The following is a 24,341-nucleotide window of genomic DNA, read 5'->3' as shown; positions in this document are numbered from 1 at the left end:
CTGAAATTTGGTAAAATAGAATTAAAAATTGCACATGGGGTGGGACTATGGATGTGCTTTTAGTGGAAGACGATAAAGCAATTGCCACAATTATTACAGATTATTTAAAGAAAGAAAATTTGTACGTAACATGGTGTGAAGATGGAGAGACGGGGTTACAAAAGCTAAAAGAGCATGCATATAAAGTAGCGATCATTGATTTAATGCTACCAAAAAAAGATGGATTTTCTTTATGCAAAGAAGCACGAACATTTTCAAATATACCGATTATTGTTGTCAGTGCAAAGCAAACAGATGTAGACAAAATACAAAGTTTAGAAATTGGCGCTGACGATTATGTAACAAAACCATTTAGTCCATCTGAGCTAGTAGCTCGTGTAAAAGTTCAATTACGTCGACACGTCCCAGTTCAATCGTTTCAAGAAGAGAATGAGCTTCAGTTTCATGAGGTGAAAGTGGATCGAAGAGGAAGACAGCTGACCATTCAAGATCAACCACTGGTGTTAACGGCGAAAGAATATCAGTTATTTTTATTTCTAGCGGAAAATAGAGGGACAGTATTTACGAAAGAGGAATTGTATAATCAAATTTGGAACAGTGATGGATTTGATAGCCGCACTGTAACGGTACATATTAAAAATTTACGAGATAAGCTAAATGATCGAAAAAAAGCACCGCGTTTTATTGAAACGGTTTGGGGCATTGGTTACAAGTTTATCGCCACACCCGGCGCATGAAGCTCCGCGGTCAATTAAATTTACTATTAATTCTTACGGCAATTGTTCCCTTTATAACAACTAGTTTATTTAGCATACAAGTTAATCGAGCGGTTCAGGGGCAAAGTGAGCTTTATGTTGAAGCGATTTCAAAAGCAAAAGCAATCGGCAGCGGTCTTGCTAGACAGGCGGAAGCAATTAAGACAGATCCTGAAGCAGTTTTGATGCAAACACAGCACTATCATGGTGAAGTTGCGGATATTGCTCTTTATTCTGCGCAGCGGAAGCTTGTTTCCCAATCGGAGCCTGGACTGTTTGCGTCTTATTTAAGCCCAGCTGATATGATGAGCAACCTCTATGAACTTCAAACACGTGATGGTACCTTTATCTACAAGGAACCGCTTTTCTTTGAAGATACATTGACAGGGTATTATGAAATTCGCTTTCATCAAGGTGATATTCAACAAGATGCTTCGTTAATCTACCTGTTAACGTTCTTATTTTTTGGGTGTAGTAGCGCCATTACATTTTACATCGTTCAACACTGGTTTAAGCGAAATATGCTTGTGCCTTTTACGTGGATGAAAGAGCAGATGCAGCATATTGGTGATGGCAAAAGAGAGGTTAAGCTTCATGGATCCACACATAGGCGAACGGAAGTTGGAGTATTGCTTGATGACTTTGCCATTATGACTGCTCAATTAGTCGAAACCGAACGAGAGAAACAGCGGGTTGAAGGAAATCGGCAAAAACTTATCGCTTCCATTTCTCATGATTTACGTACGCCACTAACTTCTATCCGTGCTTATGCTGAAGGGCTAATAGAAAGTGACGATAAGAAAGATGAGTATGCGTCTGTTATTTTAGCGAAAACTCGCTATATGCAGCGATTAATCGCTGACTTATTAATGTACTCCCAAATCCGCGCAACAAGTTTTTTGTTGGATTTGCAGCAAGTTGATGCAGAGGAGCTTGCCGATACGCTTTTTGACGGCTATAAAGATCAGTGGAAAACCCATCATTTTACAATTGCCATCGATTGTGCCGATGCAGAACTTTATGTTGATGTTGATCGGTTAATACAAGTCGTAGATAATCTTGTTGCTAATGCAGTTCACTATACACCAGAAGGCGGCAGTATTTCGTTACTTGCTACAACACAGGCAAAAAAGCTCGCTACTCACTCCATAGAGCACGAAGAAGCGCATGTTTATTTTGTTGTCAAAGACACAGGTAAAGGCATTTCACCTGAAGAGCAGGCTCATGTATTTGATTCTTTTTATCAGGTAGAAAAAGCGCGAAATCAGTCAAATGAAAGTGGTGTTGGCTTAGGGCTCGCCATTTGTCGAGAGCTTATTCAAAAACATGGTGGAAAAATGGGGCTTCAATCATCGTTAGAGAAAGGAAGCACATTTTATTTTATGCTTCCATTAGCACATCGTAACGTAACAGGGGGGATAGAGTGAAAAGACGGTATATTGCGTGGGGCGTAGCAATGCTTTTATTAATGGGAGGGTGTTTTTATACATCAATGGATGCAAACGCCTTATTAGAGGAAGCGTTCAATCAGGAAAGTGAATTTCTACCATTTGAACTAGTCTTAGAAGATGAGGAAGGATGGAAGATGCATGTTTTCGCTGAAAGTGAGGCGAGGCAGCGAGTGGATTCGTATATTAACGATTCCTTACTCTATTCAGAGCTTTATGATGGTCAAAAATTGTTTGAGGTTGATCACCAAACAAATGAAGTGTACGAATATGAACGAGAAGGACTTATCTCAACTGGTCGAAACTATTTAGTTAATGAGATTGATTACCTTTCCTCGACACATGACATTCGCTTTAGTGAAAGTAAAAAAAATAAGCTGTTAAAACGAAACGTCTTTCACGTCGAGTTTTATCAGGATGACGTCTTAGAATACGAACTTTGGGTTGATAAACAATCTCTTGTTGTATTAAAGCAAACGGAACATATTAATGGAGAACAAATTGGGCTTGAAGCAAGTTATTTTAAGATTAATCCGGATATTCCAGAAGGTGTATTTATTCTTGATGAACAGGCGTATCACTTTGTTCATGATGATGAATGATCGACAGCTTTTTTTAGGAAAATGGTAAGTAAATAGGAACGCTACTGACGATGATTAAGAAGGTTGAAATGTGGAATACAGATAGAAAGATTTACACCAATGATAAATTGGACAAAATAAGGGTGGCATTCCCTGCCTTGTTTCATTATCATTAGAAGTGTTGAATGAAAAAAGGAAAATTCCGTGAGGTGACAGAATCAATGGACGAAAGCGCGAATCGAACAGGTACGAATGATGTTCTTGCGTCAACTCAATCCATTATACATACTGCGTTAAGTAAATTAGGCTATCCGGAAGAAATGTATGAATTATTAAAAGAGCCGATGCGTATGATGACGGTTCGTATTCCAGTAAGAATGGATGACGGATCGACCAAAATCTTTACAGGTTATCGTGCCCAGCATAATGACTCTGTGGGTCCAACAAAGGGAGGCGTTCGCTTCCACCCTGATGTAACGGAAAAAGAAGTGAAAGCACTATCGATTTGGATGAGTCTAAAAGCAGGTATTGTTAATCTGCCGTATGGGGGAGGAAAGGGAGGCATTGTTTGTGACCCTAGAACGATGTCTTTTCGGGAAGTAGAGCGACTAAGCAGAGGTTATGTACGTGCGATTAGTCAAATTGTTGGCCCGACGAAGGATATTCCCGCCCCAGATGTGTTTACGAATTCTCAAATTATGGCTTGGATGCTTGATGAATATAGTCGCATTCGCGAGTTTGATTCACCAGGATTTATTACTGGGAAACCACTTGTACTTGGTGGTTCGCACGGAAGAGAATCTGCTACTGCTAAAGGCGTAACCATTTGTGTAAATGAAGCAGCAAAAAAACAAGGTATTGATATGGACGGAGCAAAAGTCATCATTCAAGGTTTTGGAAATGCGGGGAGCTTTTTAGCGAAATTCATGTCTGATGCAGGCGCATTAGTTGTGGGTATTGCGGATGCATATGGAGCTCTGTATGATTCAGAAGGACTTGATATTGACTATTTACTTGATCGACGAGATAGTTTTGGAACAGTGACCAAGCTGTTTAAAGACACCATTACGAATGAAGAATTGCTCGAAATGGAATGCGATATTTTAGTGCCTGCTGCAATTGAAAACCAAATCACAGCTCGCAACGCTGGAAACATTAAAGCATCAATTGTTGTGGAAGCTGCGAATGGTCCAACAACCTTAGAAGCAACGAAAATTTTATCGGAACGTGGCATTCTTCTTGTTCCTGATGTTCTAGCTAGTGCAGGAGGGGTAACGGTTTCTTACTTTGAGTGGGTGCAGAACAATCAAGGTTTTTATTGGTCGGCAGAAGAAGTCGAAGGAAAACTTCAAACCGTACTAGTTGAAGCCTTTGACCATATTTATCAATTAGCGAAAAGGCGCAAAGTGGATATGCGTTTAGCTGCATATATGGTAGGTGTCCGCCGAATGGCAGAAGCATCTCGTTTTCGTGGTTGGGTTTAATTTGATATACTTTTCATGTGAGGACCCTTGTGATCGTTTTTTTGCGCACAGGGGTTTTGGTTATGAATGAGCGTTGAAAAGAGGTTGATTAGTGTATGTACGATGTAATAATCTTTGGAGCAGGGCCATGTGGTTTATCAGCGGCAATTGAGTGTGATAAAAAAGGCTTGTCCTCTTTAATCATTGAAAAAGAGAATATTGTGAATGCCATTTATCGGTATCCAACGCACCAAACCTTTTTCAGTACGAGTGAACGATTGGAAATTGGAGAGGTGCCTTTTATTACAGAAGAACGGAAACCGAGACGGAACCAAGCGCTTGTGTATTACCGAATGGTTGCTAAGCGTAAAAAAGTAAACGTCCATGCATATGAGGAAGTGCTAGATGTATCAAAACAGAACAACGTGTTTACTGTAAAAACAACGAAACAACTGTATAAAGCTCGGAATGTGGTTGTGGCTACTGGTTACTATGATTCACCTAATTATATGAACGTTCCAGGGGAAGCAAGTGAGCATGTGATGCATTATTTTAAGGAAGCTCATCCTTTTTTTGATCATGACGTTGTTGTTATCGGTGGGAAGAACTCGGCTGTGGATGCAGCGTTAGAGCTTGAAAAAGCAGGTGCTCGTGTTACATTGCTTTACCGTGGTGATGATTATTCGAAAAGCGTGAAGCCGTGGATTCTGCCTGAAGTGATTTCTCTCGTTAATAATGGGCGTATTCAACTAGAGTTTGGTGCGCATATTACAAAGATTACGGAAAAGGCCGTTCACTATAAACAGGATGGACAAGAAAACCACGCCAAGGCAGACTTTGTTTTTGCCATGACAGGCTACCATCCAGATCATTCATTCATTCGAAGTATGGGTGTGGAAGTAGATGAAGCAACAGGTCGCCCGAGCTTTCAAAGCGAAACAATGGAAACAAACGTTGCCCATTTATTTATAGCGGGTGTTATAGCAGCAGGGAATAACGCTAATGAAATCTTTATTGAAAATGGAAGAGAGCATGGGAAGCAGATTGCTGCCGCTATTATCCAAAAACAGAAAATGGAGGAAATGCAGTGAGGCACGTCGTACTTTTAACTACAGGTGGAACAATTGCAAGCACAACTGGTGAAAATGGTAAGCTAGTGGCAGGTGAATTAACAGGGGAAGAGCTTGCGGAGCTATGTGGCTTGCCAACGGATATCCATGTAACGGTTCGCTCTGTTTTGCAAAAACCAAGTGTGCACCTTGTTCCAGAGGATTGGCATATACTTGCAACAGAAATCAAACAAGCGTTTCAATCGAAAGATGTTGATGGGGTCGTTGTAACACATGGTACAGATACATTAGAGGAAACAGCTTATTATTTAGATTTAACGAATACAGATGAAAGACCAGTTGTTGTAACAGGTTCGCAGCGAGGACCAGAAGATACAGGTAGTGATGCTTTTATGAATCTACGACATGCGATCTATGCGGCATGTGAACCAGATTTGAAAGGGACAGGTTGTGTTGTTGTCTTTAATGAGCGCATTTTTTCTGCTCGTTATGTGAAAAAGGAGCATGCATCAAATATTCAAGGTTTTAACGCATTTGGCTTTGGATATTTAGGGATTATTGACAATGATGTTATTTTTACGTATCAAAAACCAATTCGTCGGGAAATGTATGAATTAACGGAACCTCGTTTCAAAGAGATCGGTATTGCGAAAATTTATTTAGGTATGTCTGAGAAAACGTTACGAGCTCTCATTGAAACGGTTGATGGGCTTGTATTGGAAGCGGTAGGACGTGGACAAGTGCCCCCACAATTAGTGGCACCGATTGAAGAGGCGCTTCGTATGGGAAAACCGATTATATTAACAACGTCATCGGAAGAAGGAAAAGTATATCCAACGTATGACTATAAAGGAAGTGCACATCATCTTGAGCAACTAGGTGTTGTTTTAGGCTCAGATTACGATAGTAAAAAAGCACGGGTCAAAACCCTCGTGTTAACAGCCGCAAAGAAAGATGTTATGCTTGGTTTTTCATAAGGGATGTTACTTGAGTCTCATCAGTGTGAAGCGTATACTGTGAGTAATTAGTGGACTTCCTTTTTAGAGAGTGGGTCGACAAACCTTGATTTCTTTTGTTATTGCGGCTCTGGCACCAGCCATGGCGTTGTTCTCCTATGTTTACTTGCGTGATTCTTTTAGCCGAGGGGCTATGTTTTTAGTTCTGCGAATTTTTATTATTGGCGCTCTCCTCGTTCTTCCGATATCGGTCATTCAATTTGCGTTAACGGAAGAAGAAATGATAACGGAACCGTTAATAAAAGCTTTTTTGCTTTACGGATTGATTGAAGAAGGGTTAAAATGGCTGATGTTGTTCATTTTTGCTTATCAACACGGTCAATTAAGACAACCTCTTGATGGAATTGTTTTTGGTGTAGCGCTGTCACTTGGATTTGCAACAGTTGAAAACAGCTTATATATGATTGCTTACGGATTTGATCATGTTCTTCCCCGTACCTTATTACCAACGACTGCTCATGCAGTGTATGGCATTGTGATGGGCTACTATATTGGAAGGGCAAAATACCATCGATCTAAAAGGCGTCTATTTCTAGTATTAGCAGCTGTTTTTCCGATGATCTTACACGGAAGCTATGACTATATTTTAATGGATTTTGGACATTATTTTTTACTTTTAATGATTCCTTTTATGGTTGGTCTTTGGTTATTGGCAATATGGAAAATCAAAAAAGCGAACAAGCTCAATGAAAATGAGAAGAGTCAGATGGACTAAAGGAGGAGTATAGCGTGACAACAGCGAATCGCTATCGAATTGTCATTCGTTGCCCTTTATGTGGAGAAAAATATATTTTACGTGGAAAACGCAATGAAAACGGAGACTATGAAACAGGATTTAAGCAATGTGTCTGTGGGAACGAAGATCAATTAATTATTGAAGCGTCTCCTGAATAACGGTAAAAAACGTACGTCCTTTGCAGGCGTACGTTTTTTATATTCAATAGAATGACGAAAAATAAAATGAATGACTTGCAGAATCGTATATTTTGCGTTAAAGTTGTGACAATACAAAAAAACTCAATAGATCTTATCAAGAGAGACGGAGGGATATGGCCCTGTGAAGTCTCAGCAACCAGCCTTATAGGCAAGGTGCTAAATCCAGCAGTATTCTGCAAGATAAGAGAAATGTCAGGAACCTTTCTTCTTATATCTTGAAGAAAGGTTTTTATTGTTTTATGAGAGAAAAGGGGATGACTACATGACACATGATCAATCAATACTAGCGCAAATTGGTAACCGCCGAAAAGATGAAACAGGGGCAGTTAATACACCGGTTTATTTCTCAACTGCTTATCGACATACAGGCATACAAGAATCAACTGGCTATGATTATGCGAGGACAGGGAACCCGACTCGGGAAGTTTTAGAGCAAGCGATTGCCTGTCTTGAGCATGGAGAGAGAGGATTTGCAACAAGTTCAGGAATGTCTGCCATTCAGCTTGTTTTCTCACTCTTTGAACAAGGGGACCATATTCTATGTTCAGATGATTTATACGGTGGTACATATCGACTTTTTGAAGGTGGTTGGAAAAAATGGGGGCTAACGTTTGATTATGTTGACATGTCTAATTTAGAGACGGTTAAAGCGTTACGGACAGCTAATACGAAAGCACTTTTTGTAGAAACACCGACAAACCCACTTATGAAAGAGGCTTCAATCGCAGATTTATCAGCATTTTGTAGAACTCATAACCTGCTTTTAATTGTTGATAATACATTTTTGACGCCTCTCTTGTTGAAGCCGTTAGAAGAAGGAGCAGACATCGTCGTTCATTCAGCGACCAAATATCTAGGAGGTCACAATGATGTAGTGGCAGGACTTGTAGTTGCCAAAGGCACAGAAATAAGCGAGCAGCTCGCTTATTTTCACAATGGTGCTGGATTTATCCTTGGTGCATTTGACTCCTGGCTCTTAATGCGAGGCATGAAGACTTTAGCGTTACGAATGAAACAGCATGAAGAAAATGCGAAACGATTAGTAGAGTTGCTAAATGAAGAATCCATTGTTAAAGAGGTTCTCTACCCTGGAAAAGGCGGAATGGTCTCATTTAGGGTGACAGATGAAGCTCTAATTAATCCCATTTTACAATCATTAAAGCTTATTTCATTTGCGGAAAGTCTTGGTGGCGTTGAAAGTTTAATGACCTATCCGGCAACGCAAACCCATGCGGATATTCCAGAAGAGGTTCGAATTGCTAAAGGTGTTGACAATACATTACTACGTTTCTCTGTCGGCATAGAACATTGTGAAGATTTAATAAGTGATTTACAACAAGCTTTTAAGTCAGCGAAAAATAGGAAGGGATGAGTCGATTGGATTTAAAAAAACAATTAACGTCATCCGTAACAGTAGCGGATGGAGCGATGGGGACTGTCTTGTATGAGGCTGGCTATGATTTATGTTTTGAGGAGCTGAACGTTTCTAAACCAGAAGAGATTTATACGATTCATCAAGCGTATATAGAAGCGGGTGCAACTATCATTCAAACCAATTCCTATGCTGCTAATGTGCAAAAGCTTAAACGTTATGGTCTTCAAGAAAGCGTGGGAGTCATTAATCAGGCATCTGTGCGCCTTGCTCGTAAAGCGGTTCAAAATAGTGGGAAGAAGCATGTATTCGTAGTGGGAACCGTTGGTGGTATTCAAGGATTTCAATCGGAACAGCTTGATCATAAAGAGAGTATGCAAGCGTTAGTGGAGCAAGTTGACTTATTAGTACAAGAAGGGGTAGACGGCCTCTTGTTCGAAACATTCTATGATTTCATGGAAATTAAACAACTTGTTATTGAAGCAAGAAAGCGAACAAATCTACCTATCATTGCAAACGTGTCCCTTGGTGATATTGGTGTCTTAAAAGGAGGCATTCGATTAAGCGATGCGCTAACGGAACTGTATGAGGCTGGAGCTGATGTTACAGGGTTAAATTGTCGAATGGGTCCCTACCACATGTTACGATCGATCGAAGAGCTTGAGCTTCCCTATGACATCCCACTAGCTTGCTACCCAAATGCAAGTTTGCCAGGTTACCGAGATGGTCGGTTTGTGTATGCGTCGAATACAGACTATTTTACATCAATGTCGGAACGGTTTATTAACGAAGGCGTCCATCTCATTGGAGGTTGTTGCGGAACAACACCCGCCCATATAAAAGCAATTAAAGAAGCGGCAAGTGGTCGGACACCAGTAAAACGAAACATTCGGTTACAGCCATTAAAAACAGAAACGATTGAACGTTTCCATGAACAGCGTCCATCTATTAAAGATTTGGTAGAAGAAAAGCAGACGATCATCGTTGAATTAGATCCTCCTAAGAAATTGCATATAGATCCATTTATTGAAGGGGCAAAAGCAATTCGAGATGCAGGAGCAGATGCATTAACCCTTGCAGACAATTCACTAGCAAGTCCGCGCATTGATAATCAAACGTTAGCTATGTTATTGAAAGAAGAAGGCATTCGAAGTCTTGTTCATTTAACTTGTCGTGACCGCAATTTAATTGGTTTACAATCGCATTTAATGGGGCTTGATTTAGCTGAATTGAATGATCTTTTAGTGATTACAGGTGACCCGAGTAAAATTGGTGATTTTCCGGGGGCCACTTCGGTTTATGATGTATCATCAACGAAACTTTTACCACTTATTAAACAAATGAATGAAGGCATTTCGTTTTCTGGTAAGTCGTTAGGGAAAGCTACAAATTTCACTACAGCAGCAGCATTTAATCCAAATGTGAAGCATCTCGATAAGGCTGTCCGTCGCTTGGAGAAAAAGATCGAAGCGGGTGCAAATTATTTTCTCACTCAGCCGATTTTTGATGAAGGACAGTTTGAAGAAATTTACGAGGCAACCAAACACTTATCTGTACCAATATTTGTCGGCATTATGCCGTTAACAAGTAGTCGAAACGCAGAGTTTTTGCATAATGAAGTACCTGGTATATCATTATCAGCTGATACAAGAGCACGTATGGCACGAGCAGGTGAAGATAAAGTAAAAGCAGAACAAGAAGGGCTTGCTATGGCAAAATCATTAGCAGATGCAGCAGCCACTTATTTTAATGGACTGTATTTAATTACACCGTTTTTACGCTACCAATTAACAGTGGAATTAACTCGTTACTTACGCGCACACACAACAGCTCCGTTGTCTAAAGAAAGGAAGTTACAATGAGACAGACTGGATTGATCGAACAACTAAAGAAGAGAATTGTTGTGCTTGACGGTGCAATGGGAACAATGATTCAAGATGCGGATTTACATGAAGATGATTTTGGTGGTGCAGATTACGATGGCTGCAATGAGTATTTAAATCTCACTTCACCAGATGTGATTACAAGGATTCACCGGGCTTATTTAGAAGCTGGAGCAGACATCATTAGTACCAACACATTTGGATCATCAAGTATCGTTCTAGATGATTATGAACTTGGGCATCTCGCTTATGAGATTAGTCGTAAAGCAGCAGAACTGGCTAAAGCAGAGGCGGGTAAATGGTCTACAGTTGATGAGCCTCGTTTTGTGGCTGGGGCAATGGGGCCGACAACAAAGTCTCTTTCTGTTACAGGTGGAACAACCTTCCAAGAACTTATTGCTACTTATGAAGAGCAAGCAAGAGGCTTAATTGATGGTGGAGCCGATCTTTTGCTGTTAGAAACAAGCCAAGATATGCGCAATGTAAAGGCAGCATCAATTGGTATTGAAAACGCATTTGTTCAAACAGAAACAAAGCTGCCACTAATGATTTCTGGTACGATTGAACCGATGGGGACAACGTTAGCAGGACAAACGGTTGAGGCGTTTTACCTTTCAATAGAGCACTTAAAGCCATTGGTTGTAGGCTTGAACTGTGCAACAGGCCCAGAATTCATGCGTGACCATATCCGTTCGTTATCTGAAATGGCAGAGAGTTATGTAAGCTGTTATCCGAATGCTGGTTTACCTGATGAAGAAGGACATTATCATGAAACCCCTCAGTCGTTAGCAAAGAAATTAGAAGGCTTTGTACAAAAAGGCTGGTTAAATGTCGTCGGTGGTTGCTGTGGGACTACACCTGCACATGTTCGAGCACTTAAAGACATGGTCAATCACTATGAATCAAGAGAAGATACGACACGGGAACAGCATGCAGTCTCAGGCTTAGAGGCGCTTTTTTATGAAGATTCTATGCGTCCGCTATTCGTCGGCGAACGAACCAATGTCATTGGATCACGTAAATTTAAGCGGCTTATTGAGGAAGGAAAATACGAAGAAGCATCGGAAATTGCTCGAGCGCAAGTAAAAAAAGGTGCCCATGTTATTGATATTTGTTTAGCTGACCCAGATCGTGATGAAGCGACAGATATGGCTGCTTTTCTATCATTCGTTACAAATAAGGTGAAAGTGCCATTAATGATTGATTCTACCGATGAAGCCGTTATTCGAGAAGCACTTACTTACTCACAAGGTAAGGCCATTATTAATTCCATCAATTTAGAAGATGGCGAAGAGCGGTTTGAAGCCATTTTACCACTCGTCAAACAATATGGCGCAGCACTTGTTGTCGGCACCATTGATGAGACGGGTATGGCGGTTTCAGCTGAGCGAAAACTAGAAATTGCCATACGCTCATTTAAGCTTTTAACAGAAAAACATGGTATCCCAGCTCATGACATTATTTTTGACCCTCTTGTTTTCCCAGTCGGAACAGGTGATGAACAGTATATTGGATCAGCAAAAGCAACAGTCGAAGGAATAAAACTCATTAAAGAGCATTTACCTCATTGCTTAACCATCTTAGGAGTTAGTAATGTATCGTTCGGCTTGCCTCCTGTAGGACGCGAAGTGTTAAATTCAGTGTATCTCTATCACTGTACTCAAGCAGGGCTTGACTATGCCATTGTCAATACGGAAAAATTAGAACGATTTGCTAGTATTTCTGAGCATGAAAAAACATTAGCAGAACAGCTGCTTTTTGCAACTGATGACGCAACGCTTGCGGAATTTACAGCTCATTACCGCGGTAAAAGTGCAAAAAAAACAACTGAGTACGAAGGGCTAAATTTAGAAGAACGGTTAGCCATATATGTAGTAGAGGGAACGAAACAACGTTTAGAGCAAGATTTGACACTCGCTCTGCAAAGCTATTCAGAGCCTTTAGACATTATAAATGGTCCTTTAATGAATGGGATGGACGAAGTGGGCAGATTGTTTAATAATAATGAACTTATTGTTGCTGAAGTATTGCAAAGCGCGGAAGTGATGAAAGCTGCAGTTTCATTTCTTGAACCACATATGGAAAAGAGCGAAAATGAATCTCGGAAAGGTAAAATCTTATTAGCAACAGTGAAAGGAGACGTACATGATATCGGCAAAAATCTAGTCGATATTATTTTAAGCAACAATGGCTTTGAAATTGTTAATTTAGGCATTAAAGTAACGTCAAATGAATTAATTGATGCGATAAAAAAAGAGAAGCCGACTGCCATTGGTTTATCAGGGCTACTAGTTAAATCCGCTCAGCAAATGGTGTTAACTGCCCAAGATTTAAAGTCACAAGATATTTCCATTCCTGTACTAGTAGGCGGTGCTGCTTTAACGAGAAAGTTTGTGGACACGCGCATTGCCCCAGAATATGAAGGGCTTGTGATTTATGCTAAAGATGCAATGAATGGGTTAGAACTGGCTAATCGGATTACGACAGATGAAAAGCGTGAACGATTGGCTTTAGAATTAAATGAACAACGACAGTTAAAAAAGGATCATTTAGCAAAGCGGATAAAAAAAGAAGTTGTTCAATCAACGGAGTCGAATCGGTCAACAGTTAAACATTTGCACCCAATAATGAAACCAGCAGATTTAGAGCCCCATATTATAAAACAATATAACATTGAGCATATATTTCCGTATGTTAATATGCAAATGCTCCTTGGGAGACATTTAGGCGTTCAAGGAAAAGTGGATCGATTGCTGGCAGAAGGACATGAAAAAACAGTTGAACTAAAAGAAAAAGTGGACACTTTATTTTCAGATGCGAATCAATTAAAAACGTTGCAGGCAAACGCTATGTATCAATTCTTTCCTGCTCAATCTGATGGAAATGATTTGATTATTTATGACCCGACAAATTTAAAAACAGAGCTAGAGCGGTTTACGTTTCCGAGACAGCAGGTGAAGCCGTACTTATGTTTAGCTGATTTTGTTCGACCAGTTGGTGGAGAAATGGATTATGTCGGTTTTCTAGCAGTAACCGCTGGTAAAGGTGTGAGAGCGTTAGGAGAAGCAGCAAAGGCAAGAGGAGAATTTTTGAAGAGTCATCTTGTGCAGGCTGCTGCATTAGAGACTGCAGAAGGATTAGCCGAACGAATTCACGAGCAGATGCGGGATCGCTGGGGATTCCCTGATGCACCAGAAATGTCGATGTCAGACCGCTTTTCTGCTAAATATCAAGGAATCCGTGTTTCCTTTGGCTACCCAGCGTGTCCAAATTTAGAAGATCAACAAAAGCTATTTGATCTATTAAAACCAGAGAAAATAGGTATTGAACTAACCGAAGAATTCATGATGGAGCCGGAAGCTAGCGTGACGGCACTCGTTTTCTCTCACCCAGAAGGGCGTTATTTTAACGTGTTGTAATCGTAAAAGGATATAATGGTAGATCGATTTTGAGGAAGTAGTACATACTAGCCAACTAGTGTGTACTACTTTTTGTTGTGTGAAAGGAAAGGGAGACGCCACTTCATTCCATCACGCCACTATTGTACACATTTTTGATCGACCTAAAGACATTTATATAGGAATAATTCTCTCTACCTGTTCATTGTATTTAGTCCTCCATAGATAGAAATTTCTGCTGTATAAAATAAAAAGAATAACAAAGACTAGCGGTAGCTAGAAGAAATCAATGCACATAACAAAGGAGGATGAACCTAGCATATGCGTAAGAATACAGTTTTAAAATCCAGTCTTATCATTGTTGTTGGACTACTTTCGTTCCTAACATCGGGGTCAGATGCAGATGCGTTCTCAGAACAGGTAATCCAAAAAGGCGCAACGGGAGATGATGTCGTTGAATTACAATCCAGACTTCAATATGTAGGGTATTACAATGGGAACATTGATGGTGTGTTCGGATGGGGTACATACTGGGCTGTTCGCAATTATCAATACGAGTATGGAATCGACATTGATGGTTTAGTAGGCGAAAATATGAAAGCGAAGCTAGTAGAGACAACAAATTTTGATAAACAGTTTGTGACAAATGCACTGAATGAAGGGCGTTCGGTTACACACTATGGTGGCACCTCGTTAGACAAACAAAAAGGAAATCAATCAAACAATGGAGCTTCAGGTAATGGCTCGAATGAGCAAGCAGGTAGTGATGATGGTGAACCGATTATTGAAAAAGCACAGAATGTTCCATCTGGCTATTCAAGTAATGACATTCAATTAATGGCTCAAGCTGTTTATGGTGAAGCTCGCGGAGAACCGTACGAGGGGCAAGTTGCTGTTGCTGCAGTAATTGTCAACCGTTTAAATTCACCAACTTTCCCGGATACGGTTGCTGGAGTCATTTATGAAGAGCGTGCGTTTACCGCCGTTGCAGATGGTCAAATTAATTTAGGTGCAGATGAGTCCTCGCGAAACGCTGTTCTTGATGCTTTAAATGGTCAAGATCCGTCTAATAATGCTCTGTACTATTTTAATCCCGACACAGCTACATCGGGGTGGATTTGGACGAGACCACAAATCAAACGCATTGGCAAACATATCTTTTGTTACTAATTTTTTAGGAGGTGGATTAAGTGATTCGAAATCTAATGATTGGAGCTCTTGCCGTTGCGGTAGTCGGAACAGGTGTATGGGGCTACCAACAAAAAAACGACAAAGAGCATTTAGCGCAAGCAGCAGAGAATATGTATCAACGTGCGTATCATGATTTAAGCTTTCACATTGACCAAATTGAAGACGAATTAGGAAAGACTATGGCGATGAATAGCCAAAGACAGTTGTCTCCAGCTTTAGCGGATGTATGGCGGGTAACAAGCCTAGCTGAAAAAAGTTTAGCAGAGCTTCCTGTACAAGGGTTGAACATGGAAGATACTGAAAAATATTTATACAAAATTGCCGATTTTTCTTATCGAACATCTGTAAGAGATTTGAATCAAGAGCCTCTGACCGATGATGAGTATAAAACACTAGAGCAACTTTATGAACAATCTGCTTCCATTCGTCAATCTATGCGGGAAACGCAAGCGATGATGATGAATACAGATATGCACTGGTTGGCTGAAAGAGAAAGGGAAGATGGAGACTCAGCTCAACATTCATTTGCGGATCATTTTGAACGAATGAATAAATCAGTACAAGGTTTTAGTGAAGTAGAGTGGGGCGCAACGGACTCGGCGATTCGTAATTTAAATGGCGAATTAAAGGATGCACTAGAAGGACGTGAAGAGGTAACAAAAGAAGAAGCAAAGCAATCTGCTCTTGAGCTACTCCAGTTAGGGAAGAAAGCAACGGTCAGAGTCGATGATGCAAGTGACGCTCTTGATTACCCTGCTTATTCTCTTGTGATTGATGATCCAGAAAATAAAGCGAATTACAATATGGACATGAGCGTTGAGGGTGGCGAGCCCATTTGGTTTATGCAGAGCCGCAAGATTGATAAGCAAACCATTGGTTTAAATGAAGCTGTCCAAAAAGCAGAGGCATTTTTAGAACGAGCAAATAAAGAAAACATGGTGCTTGTAGAAAGTACTCAGTACAACAATCGTGCGGTACTTGAATTTGCTTATGAAGATAATGGCGTGCGTATTTACCCAGATTCCATTACCCTTGAAGTCGCTTTAGATGATGGTGACATCGTGTCCTATGTCGGCCGAGGTCATATTATTCACCATCAAGATTCAAGAAATTTACCAACACCAGCTATTACAAAGGCTGATGCTCAAGGGATGATTAATCCGCGAATTGAGATAATGGAAGATCATCTAGCAGTAATCGAAACAGACTTAAATGAAGACGTACTTGTCTATGAATTTTATGGAACAAAAAACAACGATACGTACCGCATTTTTATTAATGCGCAAACAGGTGATGAAGAAAAAGTAGAGCGAATGAAAGATACAGAACCTGATTACAGCAACTAATAAGAGGATCGAACTCTCGGTATGATACGGGGGTTCTTTTCTTTACAGGATGCTTGCCATCTTTTAAAAGTATGAGATAATAGGGGCAGATAAAAAACAAGTTTTAAAAGAAAGTGTGTGAACGATTCATGACGAGTTTTAATGTGGCGATTGATGGTCCTGCAGGTGCAGGAAAAAGTACGGTAGCAAAGCAGGTAGCTGAGAAATTAGGATTTCTTTATATTGATACAGGTGCTATGTATAGAGCATTAACACAAGCAGCATTAGCACGACAAATCGATGTAAACGATGAAGAAGCCTTAATTCAATTATTGAGAAACGGTAACCTAGAGCTTGCTCCGTCATCTACTGGCACCACCGTATATTGGGATGGAGAAGATATTACGGAAGACATACGATCAAACCAAGTAAATCAAACCGTATCGCTTGTTTCTAGTTATAAGCAAATACGTTTATATATGATGGAAAAGCAACAAAAACTAGCTAGTGAAAAAAACGCTGTGCTTGACGGACGGGATATCGGTACCCACGTTCTTCCTGACGCTGACGTAAAGATTTTTCTTACGGCATCCGTTGAGGAACGTGCGAAACGCCGTCATACCGAACAATTAAACAAAGGCCTTACATCTGATTTAGAAGCCATTAAGCGCGATATTGAAAAAAGAGATGCGTTAGACTCGAACCGCGCATTTGCACCGCTCAAACAAGCAGATGATGCAGAAGTCCTTGATACAACACGTATGGATATTAATCAAGTAACGGACGCCATTCTTGATCTTGTAAAGGAGCATTCTGTTTAAATGAAACTGTATCGTTTTGGACAAGCAGTTTGTCGTTTCGTTTTGCGCTTACTATTTAAAGTGGAAATTAGAGGGAAAGAACATATTCCGTCAGAAGGTGGTGTCCTTCTATGTTCGAATCACATTAGTAATTTTGATCCGCCTCTATTAGGTGCGTTTATCCATCGACAAGTGCGCTATATGGCGAAGAAAGAACTGTTTGATAAAAAAGGAATTGGGAAATTACTAAAAGGCTTAGGAGCGTTTCCTGTTAAACGTGGTGGAAGTGATCGGGAATCGTTGCGAACGGCTTTGCGGATTTTAAAAGAAGGCGACATGGTTGGATTATTTCCAGAAGGGACACGTTCAAAAACAGGTGAAATCGGGAATGGATTAGCAGGTGCTGGTTTTTTTGCAGGAAAAAGCGATGCGTATGTTATTCCTTGCGTCATCATTGGTCCTTACCAATTTCGGAAACGTGTCATTTTAGCATACGGTGAACCAATTGATATGGAAGCGTATCGCCAACAGCGCGTATCTGCACAAGAAATAACAGACACCATTATGACAGAAATCCAGCGTTTAAAAGACAAACACCAGTAATCGATCGAGCGCTGGTACAATAAAAATTATGAGGAGGAATTGACAATGGCTGAAGAAATGAATGTGTTTTCAGTAGGAGACCTTGTAAAAGGAACAGTAACAAAAGTTGAAGATAAACAAGTTTTTGTGGACGTTGGTTTTAAAGTGGACGGGATTGTACCAATTAGTGAATTGGCGGCGCTGCATATTGGAAAAGCAGGCGATGTTGTTGCTGTAAACGATGAGTTAGAACTTCAAGTAACAAAAGTAGAAGATGATGAATTGGTTTTGTCTAAAAAAGCTGTGCAAGCTGAAAAAGCTTGGCAGCAATTAGAAGATCTTCAACAAAAAGATGAACAAATTGAAGCTGCTGTTGCGGAGGTTGTAAAGGGTGGACTCGTTGTCGACGTTGGAGTCCGTGGCTTTGTTCCCGCTTCTCACGTTGAACGTCATTATGTAGAGGATTTTTCCACATATATTGGTCAAAAGCTTCAATTGAAAATTATTGAGTTAGATAAAGAGCACAATAAACTCATCCTTTCGCAACGTGCAGTGCAAGAAGGTGAAGTAGAGCGGAAGAAGAAAGATACGCTACAATCCATTGAAGTAGGTTCCACTGTGAAGGGAACGGTCCAACGTTTAGCGACATTTGGTGCATTTGTCGACATTGGTGGTGTTGATGGGTTAGTTCATATTTCACAACTTGCCCACGAACGAGTCGAGAGTCCTCAAGACGTTTTAAGTGAAGGGGAAACCGTAACGGTTAAAGTGCTTTCTGTTGATCTCGATAACGAACGAATCTCGCTATCTATTAAAGACACACTTCCTGGACCATGGGCGAATGTAAGCACAACATTAAATGTGAATGACATCGTGTCCGGAACAGTGAAGCGTCTTGCTAATTTTGGAGCCTTTGTCGAGGTACTGCCTGGAGTGGAAGGGCTTGTTCATATTTCACAAATTTCAACCCGTCACATTGGGAACCCGTCTGAGGTACTTGAAGTCGGACAGACGGTTGATGTGAAAATTCTTGAAATCAATGAAGCGGACAAGCGGATTTCACTAAGCATTCGAGAAGCGCAGGAAGAAGAAGTTCGAAACGAAACGAGAGCCTATGAAAAGCAGCATCAAGAAGAGTCGTCTGGGTTCTCTTTAGCTGATATGATTGGCGATCAATTAAAAAAATATCGTCCGTAAATGCAAGTTGTGCTGAACGAAGCATAGATGTGCATGTCTAATCTAGTAAAAATCCGTCCATAATCATCATAGAGGTGATTCATAATGGACGGATTTTATTTTTATTGGCTCGGATGGATCGTGTTTGGACTAATCACGTTTTTTATGCCGAAAACCATCTTTCGCGCCATTAGTTGCGTGATTGTTTTGGCACTTTTGCTATTAGCACCATTAACGTTGACGTATGCGCACTATTCTTTTAGCGTTGGCTTTCTGTTTTTACTCGTTTGTTGCTATGCGGCTATCGGTCAACGATCAGTGAAACAGCTGATCTATCCAGTAGTTGTCTCTATTGTTATTGCGGCGGTTTACTTTGGTTTACAAGTATTTATTCGGATGGATCCAGTTGTTCTATTATTTGGTTCTTATGTGGTTCAACTTGTTCCATCAGTCTGTATGGCGCTTCTTCTTTTGCGAGGATACAAAAGATCCATTATCCTCGTAATCGGTATGATGCATGGAGAGGTTTTTGTACAAATCCAACAGTCTCAAGGCATGCCAGTTTCAATCGGTTCACTCTTTTTTTGGGACCTCGTTGCCCTTTCTTTTATTGTCAGTATAAGCATTACGTGGATTACAGTGGTCATTCAGCAGCTTGAAAAACGGACAGTTATACGTCATATTCCGCCATCATCCATTGGAAATAGGATAGACAAGCATGCATGAGTTTAGTAAACTAATTGAGTTAGACAAAATTTATAGAAGCACGAAGTAGGAAGGGTGTGAGATTGTGACAAAACCAGTCGTTGCAATCGTTGGAAGACCAAACGTAGGAAAGTCTACGATCTTTAACCGAATTGTCGGGGAACGCGTTGCGATTGTGGAGGATATGCCAGGCGTAACGAGAGATCGACTTTATAATAAAGCGGAATGGTTAAATCATGAGTTTAATATAATTGATACAGGTGGAATTGAACTTGGAGACGAGCCGTTGCTTGCGCAAATGCGCCAACAGGCGGAGATTGCTATTGATGAAGCGCATGTCATTATTTTCTTAGTGAGCGCAAAAGAAGGAATTACAGCGGCTGATCAAGAAGTGGTGAATATGTTATTTCGCTCAAAAAAACCAGTTGTTTTAGGGGTAAATAAAGTAGATAACCCTGAAATGCGCGATCAGCTTTATGAGTTTTATGGTTTAGGTATCGGGGAACCGTTTCCAATTTCCGGCGCACACGGATTAGGCTTAGGTGATTTACTCGATGCGGTTGTAGATCATTTCCCAACAGACTTAGAAGTCGCGTACGGAGAAGAAGCGATTAAGATGGCGTTAATAGGTCGTCCGAACGTAGGGAAGTCCTCCCTTGTGAATGCTCTACTCGGTGAAGAACGAGTCATTGTTAGTCAGATTCCTGGGACAACACGGGACGCTATTGATACATCGTTTACAAAAGACGACCAGGAGTATGTAGTGATTGATACTGCCGGAATGAGAAAAAGAGGAAAAGTGTATGAGGCAACAGAAAAGTATAGTGTCCTACGCTCGTTAAAGGCAATTGATCGTTCTGATGTGATTTTAGTTGTTATTAACGGAGAAGAGGGCATCATTGAACAAGATAAAAAAATTGCAGGTTACGCACATGAAGCCGGTCGTGCGATCGTTATCGTTGTGAATAAATGGGATGCTTTAGAGAAAGACCACAAAACGATGCAACATTTCGTTGAAGACATTCGTCAGGAATTTCAGTTTCTTTCCTATGCACCAATTGTCTTTCTGTCTGCAAAAACAAAGCAACGCCTTCATTTATTATTACCAGAAGTGAAGAAAGTGTCAGAAAATCACCACTTACGCGTCTCAACGCATGTATTGAATGACATGATTATGGATGCAGTAGCGATGAACCCAACGCCAACAGATAAAGGAAAACGATTAAAGATTAATTACGTGACGCAAGTAGCTGTTCAACCACCGACATTTGTCTTTTTTGTGAATGAACCGGAACTTATGCATTTTTCGTATCGTCGCTTTCTAGAAAATCGCTTGCGCGCTACGTTTAATTTCGAAGGAACTCCGATTCATATTATTTCTCGTAAGAAAAATGATTAATGGTGTGTGTAAAGGGGGAAACACATGATTATCACAACCATTTTTTTTGTGTTGTTAAGTTATTTACTCGGTTCAGTAAGCTTTAGTTACCTCATTGCGAAGAAAATCAAAAAAATTGATATTCGCAAAGAAGGAAGTGGAAATGCAGGAGCAACGAACACATTGCGGGTTTTAGGGGTAGGACCTGCCATTTCAGTTCTTTTGCTCGATGTGTTGAAGGGGATATTGCCAGTTGTACTGGCTATGCTTGTCACAGATGCTGCGTTTGTACATGTGCTAACAGGATTGGCTGCGATTCTTGGACACAACTGGCCTATTTATTTCGGTTTTAGAGGAGGCAAGGGAGTCGCAACATCCATCGGTGTACTCGTTAGCCTTGTATTCCTTCCGGCTTTGCTTGCAGGGGTTGTGGCGATTGCGAGTATTTTCATTACTAGATATGTGTCGCTAGGTTCCTTATTATTTGCTGTACTAACTCCTGTAGCACTCGTATTATTAATGCTTATCCCAAGCTTTTCCTATCCATTTGAATACATGTTGTTTACCGTTATATTGGCGGTTATGTCGCTGTGGCGTCATCGCACGAATGTTAGCCGACTTTTATCAGGGACAGAAAATAAAATTGGCAGAAAGCATGCATAGGAGTAGATATAAGTGAAGCAAAAACTAGCAGTAATTGGTGCAGGGAGCTGGGGCACTGCCCTAGCTGTTGTTCTTGCCGATAATGGCCACGATGTTCGATTAGTTGCAAGAAGACAAAGCCAAGTAGACGAAATAAATCGCTTCCATACGAATGAAAAATATTTAGGACATGTACAGTTACCTGAGACGTTAACGGCTTATCTAGCGATGGAAGATGCGGTGAAGGGGGTAGACGCCATCATTCTCGTCGTTCCGTCTAAAGCGATGCGTCAAACGGTTCAAGCGCTTGTAGGCGTTCTTGATCAACCAGTTCCTATTATTCATGCAAGCAAAGGAATTGAACCAAATACATATAAACGAGTGTCAGAAGTTATTGAAGATGCAGCAGCAGGATCACCTTATGTGGCGTCTATAACGGTTTTATCAGGTCCAAGCCATGCAGAAGAAGTAGCTCTTCGTCAACCTACTACTGTAACGGTTGCATCACGTCAGGAATCCGCTGCAGCGTACGCACAAGAGCTATTTATGAACCAGCAGTTTAGGGTGTATACAAATCCAGATTTAATTGGCGTCGAAATTGGTGGCGCTTTAAAAAACATTATCGCCTTAGTCTGTGGCGTGACAAACGGCCTTGGTTACGGAGATAATACAAAAGCGGCAATTATGACTAGAGGATTAACCGAAATTTCTCGTCTTGGTGTTCATATGGGCGCGCAGCCTCTTACATTTTCAGGTTTAACAGGATTAGGCGATTTAATTGTTACGTGTACGAGCGTGCATTCTCGAAACTGGCGTGCCGGACATATGTTAGGAAAAGGAAAATCAATGGAAGAGGTTCTTGAGGAAATGGGAATGGTCGTCGAAGGTATACGGACGACGCAAGCGGCTTATGAGCTCGCCAAAAAAGAAAACATTAATATGCCTTTAACAGAGGCACTTTACGCTGTGCTGTTTAATGGTGTAGATCCGATTAAAGCGGCTGAAGATTTAATGGGGCGTGTGAAGCGAAATGAAGTAGAGGAATTGTTCCGCCTCGATTAACGGTTTCCACGTTCGCACATTTTTTCTACCCCATGCATACGATGAAAGGAACGTAAGCATGAGGAGGGATTGGATGTTTAAGAAAAATGATTCATTTTTTGATCAAGTTCAGAAAAACACAAAGGTTCGCCCGGATGAGCTTTTAAAACTAGCAAATTCTGTTAGTCAATCAAACTTAAAAGATGAGGCAACATTGCGTGATTTAATTAGTCGTGTTGCTGCAATGGCAAACAAACCTGTCTCAAAAGAAAAAGAAGATCAGATTGTTTCTGCGATTTTAAACAATAACATGCCAACGGATTTGTCGTCTTTGACAAAAATGTTTAACAACAAAAAGTAGAGAAAATAGTCAAACATCCAAACAAAAATTCGAAGCCTGCATATACTGCAATAGAACACCTACTATTATAAGGGCAAGAAAAAAGGATTTAGTCAAGCTAGAGAGGAGAGCCCCACTCCTGTCTAGCTTTTTAACTGTTGTGACGGAATTTGATATGCTATACTTGAAGGGATGGAAGGATAAGAGAGGTGTATAGAATGTCCTTAGCAATGCTAAATATGTACATATCATTTGGTGGAATTATTTTAATGTTTGTATCAGCTGGCACAGCCTTTTTGGCTAGAACAAAATTAAGTGGAATTTTATCGAGAATTGTTTTAGCGTTTTCATTTATCTGTATGGTTGTGGCTGGTTTAATTGTTGCCTATATTGTCATCGGTGGACCCACGTCAAACTTCATGAGATAAAGGGGTTATAAAATGAAACGCTTTACCATTTATAGTACTGTTGCGATTATGTTTTTATTAAGTGGTTGTATGTTGCCTAATGAACAGCGAGTTGAAAATCAAGTGCCTTACGCCGATCAAATGGCGAGTGTGCAAGCAGCAGTTGATCAGTTTCAAGAGGCGACGGGGGTATTGCCAATCAAAACCTTCGATGAAAGCACGAATTTATATCAGCGCTATGTCATTGATTTTAGGCAGCTCATCCCAACCTATATGCAAGATGCACCAGGGTCATCGTTTGAAAACGGAGGGGTCTATCAATATGTATTGGTGAACGTAGAAGAAGAGCCTGAAGTAAAAGTCATTGATGTTCGCATCATGAATGAAATCAATACACTTACTCAGCGTATTAATGAGTATCGACGTGAACATACCTATGCGCCAATTAAAGAATCTCTTGATTATGACTTGTTTACATTGGATTTTGAAGCGCTTGGTTATAAAGAAGAGCCTTATATTGATAGTCCGTATAATCAAACTCGTTTGCCATTACTCTACACGAATAGTGGCGACATTATGATCGACTATCGAGTAGATTTAATTGAGTTACAATCAGAGATGGATGGGTCCTTTGCTACGGAAACAGATTTGCGAAGCTATTTGTATGAAGAAGCACCATTTGTTCCTGTGTTTTCCGTTCCCTATACGTATTCAGAAGATAATGGCATACAATACGATACAAAATTCTATGAAAATGAATAAAATAGGTCTAGTTTGCCCCTTCCGCTCGTAAGATAGAATTGGAAGGGGCATTATCTTTATCGTCTCCCCT

General features: G+C 40.5%; 23 protein-coding genes and 1 riboswitch. All 23 genes read left to right on the top strand.

The window, feature by feature from the left end:
- Window positions 1-47 precede the first annotated feature (47 nt).
- The 23 genes from FPV17_RS11625 (at window position 48) to FPV17_RS11520 (ending at window position 24,271) form a co-directional block, all read left to right on the top strand.
- Window positions 48-737: a response regulator transcription factor gene (locus FPV17_RS11625; protein ID WP_035398209.1), complete on the top strand. Its 690-nt coding sequence runs from the start codon at window positions 48-50 to the stop codon at window positions 735-737.
- A complete protein-coding gene (locus FPV17_RS11620) occupies window positions 734-2,182 on the top strand; it encodes a sensor histidine kinase (protein WP_144559087.1) in 1,449 nt (482 codons plus the stop codon). The genes FPV17_RS11625 and FPV17_RS11620 overlap by 4 nt, the downstream gene beginning before the upstream one ends.
- Window positions 2,179-2,805 (top strand): hypothetical protein, encoded by a 627-nt coding sequence (locus tag FPV17_RS11615; protein WP_035398216.1) that lies wholly within the window; start codon window positions 2,179-2,181, stop codon window positions 2,803-2,805. Before FPV17_RS11620 ends, FPV17_RS11615 begins: the two co-directional genes overlap by 4 nt.
- Window positions 2,806-3,005: 200 nt before the next feature.
- The gene (locus FPV17_RS11610) at window positions 3,006-4,268 is read left to right on the top strand and encodes a Glu/Leu/Phe/Val family dehydrogenase (protein WP_060705394.1); all 1,263 of its coding nucleotides are present in this window, start codon (window positions 3,006-3,008) and stop codon (window positions 4,266-4,268) included.
- A 95-nt stretch (window positions 4,269-4,363) separates the two neighbouring features.
- A complete protein-coding gene (locus FPV17_RS11605; RefSeq protein WP_144559086.1) occupies window positions 4,364-5,338 on the top strand; it encodes a YpdA family putative bacillithiol disulfide reductase in 975 nt (324 codons plus the stop codon).
- A complete protein-coding gene (locus tag FPV17_RS11600) occupies window positions 5,335-6,294 on the top strand; it encodes an asparaginase (protein ID WP_035398218.1) in 960 nt (319 codons plus the stop codon). Before FPV17_RS11605 ends, FPV17_RS11600 begins: the two co-directional genes overlap by 4 nt.
- 85 nt (window positions 6,295-6,379) lie before the next feature.
- Window positions 6,380-7,048 (top strand): glutamic-type intramembrane protease PrsW, encoded by a 669-nt coding sequence (gene prsW, locus FPV17_RS11595; protein WP_035398231.1) that lies wholly within the window; start codon window positions 6,380-6,382, stop codon window positions 7,046-7,048.
- A 14-nt stretch (window positions 7,049-7,062) separates the two neighbouring features.
- On the top strand, window positions 7,063-7,227 hold the full coding sequence (locus FPV17_RS21970) for a hypothetical protein (protein WP_164468425.1): 165 nt from the start codon (window positions 7,063-7,065) through the stop codon (window positions 7,225-7,227).
- A gap of 130 nt (window positions 7,228-7,357) precedes the next feature.
- Window positions 7,358-7,456: riboswitch (SAM riboswitch) on the top strand.
- Window positions 7,457-7,531: 75 nt separating this feature from the next.
- A complete protein-coding gene (locus FPV17_RS11590; protein WP_144559085.1) occupies window positions 7,532-8,641 on the top strand; it encodes a methionine biosynthesis PLP-dependent protein in 1,110 nt (369 codons plus the stop codon).
- Between the two features lie 5 nt (window positions 8,642-8,646).
- A complete protein-coding gene (locus FPV17_RS11585; RefSeq protein WP_367614607.1) occupies window positions 8,647-10,503 on the top strand; it encodes a bifunctional homocysteine S-methyltransferase/methylenetetrahydrofolate reductase in 1,857 nt (618 codons plus the stop codon).
- Entirely contained in the window at window positions 10,500-13,943 is a 3,444-nt protein-coding gene (gene metH / locus FPV17_RS11580) for a methionine synthase (protein WP_144559083.1), read from the top strand. Before FPV17_RS11585 ends, metH begins: the two co-directional genes overlap by 4 nt.
- Window positions 13,944-14,243: 300 nt before the next feature.
- Window positions 14,244-15,092 (top strand): spore cortex-lytic enzyme, encoded by an 849-nt coding sequence (gene sleB, locus FPV17_RS11575; protein WP_035399005.1) that lies wholly within the window; start codon window positions 14,244-14,246, stop codon window positions 15,090-15,092.
- Between the two features lie 20 nt (window positions 15,093-15,112).
- Entirely contained in the window at window positions 15,113-16,459 is a 1,347-nt protein-coding gene (gene ypeB, locus FPV17_RS11570) for a germination protein YpeB (protein ID WP_144559082.1), read from the top strand.
- A gap of 128 nt (window positions 16,460-16,587) precedes the next feature.
- Window positions 16,588-17,259, top strand: a complete 672-nt coding sequence (gene cmk, locus FPV17_RS11565; RefSeq protein WP_144559081.1) for a (d)CMP kinase — start codon at window positions 16,588-16,590, stop codon at window positions 17,257-17,259.
- Window positions 17,260-17,841: a lysophospholipid acyltransferase family protein gene (locus tag FPV17_RS11560; protein WP_035398732.1), complete on the top strand. Its 582-nt coding sequence runs from the start codon at window positions 17,260-17,262 to the stop codon at window positions 17,839-17,841.
- A 45-nt stretch (window positions 17,842-17,886) separates the two neighbouring features.
- On the top strand, window positions 17,887-19,017 hold the full coding sequence (rpsA, locus tag FPV17_RS11555) for a 30S ribosomal protein S1 (RefSeq protein WP_144559080.1): 1,131 nt from the start codon (window positions 17,887-17,889) through the stop codon (window positions 19,015-19,017).
- 84 nt (window positions 19,018-19,101) lie between these two features.
- Window positions 19,102-19,722 carry a YphA family membrane protein gene (locus FPV17_RS11550; RefSeq protein WP_144559079.1) on the top strand — a complete coding sequence of 207 codons (621 nt, stop codon included), beginning with the start codon at window positions 19,102-19,104 and terminating at the stop codon, window positions 19,720-19,722.
- 64 nt (window positions 19,723-19,786) lie between these two features.
- Complete coding sequence (gene der, locus FPV17_RS11545) at window positions 19,787-21,100, top strand: ribosome biogenesis GTPase Der (RefSeq protein WP_144559078.1); 1,314 nt, start codon at window positions 19,787-19,789, stop codon at window positions 21,098-21,100.
- 24 nt (window positions 21,101-21,124) lie between these two features.
- The gene (plsY, locus tag FPV17_RS11540; RefSeq protein ID WP_144559077.1) at window positions 21,125-21,742 is read left to right on the top strand and encodes a glycerol-3-phosphate 1-O-acyltransferase PlsY; all 618 of its coding nucleotides are present in this window, start codon (window positions 21,125-21,127) and stop codon (window positions 21,740-21,742) included.
- A 12-nt stretch (window positions 21,743-21,754) separates the two neighbouring features.
- Window positions 21,755-22,783 (top strand): NAD(P)H-dependent glycerol-3-phosphate dehydrogenase, encoded by a 1,029-nt coding sequence (locus FPV17_RS11535; protein ID WP_144559076.1) that lies wholly within the window; start codon window positions 21,755-21,757, stop codon window positions 22,781-22,783.
- A gap of 73 nt (window positions 22,784-22,856) precedes the next feature.
- Window positions 22,857-23,123 carry a stage VI sporulation protein F gene (locus FPV17_RS11530; RefSeq protein ID WP_035398737.1) on the top strand — a complete coding sequence of 89 codons (267 nt, stop codon included), beginning with the start codon at window positions 22,857-22,859 and terminating at the stop codon, window positions 23,121-23,123.
- Window positions 23,124-23,320: 197 nt separating this feature from the next.
- Entirely contained in the window at window positions 23,321-23,530 is a 210-nt protein-coding gene (locus FPV17_RS11525; RefSeq protein ID WP_035398738.1) for a DUF2768 domain-containing protein, read from the top strand.
- 12 nt (window positions 23,531-23,542) lie between these two features.
- Window positions 23,543-24,271, top strand: a complete 729-nt coding sequence (locus tag FPV17_RS11520; protein ID WP_144559075.1) for a YphF family lipoprotein — start codon at window positions 23,543-23,545, stop codon at window positions 24,269-24,271.
- Window positions 24,272-24,341 lie beyond the last annotated feature (70 nt).

Origin of the sequence: Shouchella miscanthi (genome assembly GCF_007725405.1) — a bacterium.
Taxonomy (GTDB): domain Bacteria; phylum Bacillota; class Bacilli; order Bacillales; family Bacillaceae_D; genus Shouchella; species Shouchella hunanensis.
The sequence above is the reverse complement of the archived record's forward strand: the minus strand, read 5'-3'. Positions and strand labels throughout refer to the sequence as shown.

Excerpts from the sequence above, each read along its gene's own strand:
- FPV17_RS11625 (WP_035398209.1), top strand. The coding sequence starts at position 48 with ATGGATGTGCTTTTAGTGGAAGACGATAAAGCAATTGCCACAATTATT.
- FPV17_RS11620 (WP_144559087.1), top strand. The coding sequence starts at position 734 with ATGAAGCTCCGCGGTCAATTAAATTTACTATTAATTCTTACGGCAATT.
- FPV17_RS11610 (WP_060705394.1), top strand. The coding sequence starts at position 3,006 with ATGGACGAAAGCGCGAATCGAACAGGTACGAATGATGTTCTTGCGTCA.
- FPV17_RS11605 (WP_144559086.1), top strand. The coding sequence starts at position 4,364 with ATGTACGATGTAATAATCTTTGGAGCAGGGCCATGTGGTTTATCAGCG.
- FPV17_RS11590 (WP_144559085.1), top strand. The coding sequence starts at position 7,532 with ATGACACATGATCAATCAATACTAGCGCAAATTGGTAACCGCCGAAAA.
- metH (WP_144559083.1), top strand. The coding sequence starts at position 10,500 with ATGAGACAGACTGGATTGATCGAACAACTAAAGAAGAGAATTGTTGTG.
- sleB (WP_035399005.1), top strand. The coding sequence starts at position 14,244 with ATGCGTAAGAATACAGTTTTAAAATCCAGTCTTATCATTGTTGTTGGA.
- cmk (WP_144559081.1), top strand. The coding sequence starts at position 16,588 with ATGACGAGTTTTAATGTGGCGATTGATGGTCCTGCAGGTGCAGGAAAA.
- FPV17_RS11560 (WP_035398732.1), top strand. The coding sequence starts at position 17,260 with ATGAAACTGTATCGTTTTGGACAAGCAGTTTGTCGTTTCGTTTTGCGC.
- rpsA (WP_144559080.1), top strand. The coding sequence starts at position 17,887 with ATGGCTGAAGAAATGAATGTGTTTTCAGTAGGAGACCTTGTAAAAGGA.
- FPV17_RS11550 (WP_144559079.1), top strand. The coding sequence starts at position 19,102 with ATGGACGGATTTTATTTTTATTGGCTCGGATGGATCGTGTTTGGACTA.
- plsY (WP_144559077.1), top strand. The coding sequence starts at position 21,125 with ATGATTATCACAACCATTTTTTTTGTGTTGTTAAGTTATTTACTCGGT.
- FPV17_RS11530 (WP_035398737.1), top strand. The coding sequence starts at position 22,857 with ATGTTTAAGAAAAATGATTCATTTTTTGATCAAGTTCAGAAAAACACA.
- FPV17_RS11525 (WP_035398738.1), top strand. The coding sequence starts at position 23,321 with ATGTCCTTAGCAATGCTAAATATGTACATATCATTTGGTGGAATTATT.
- FPV17_RS11520 (WP_144559075.1), top strand. The coding sequence starts at position 23,543 with ATGAAACGCTTTACCATTTATAGTACTGTTGCGATTATGTTTTTATTA.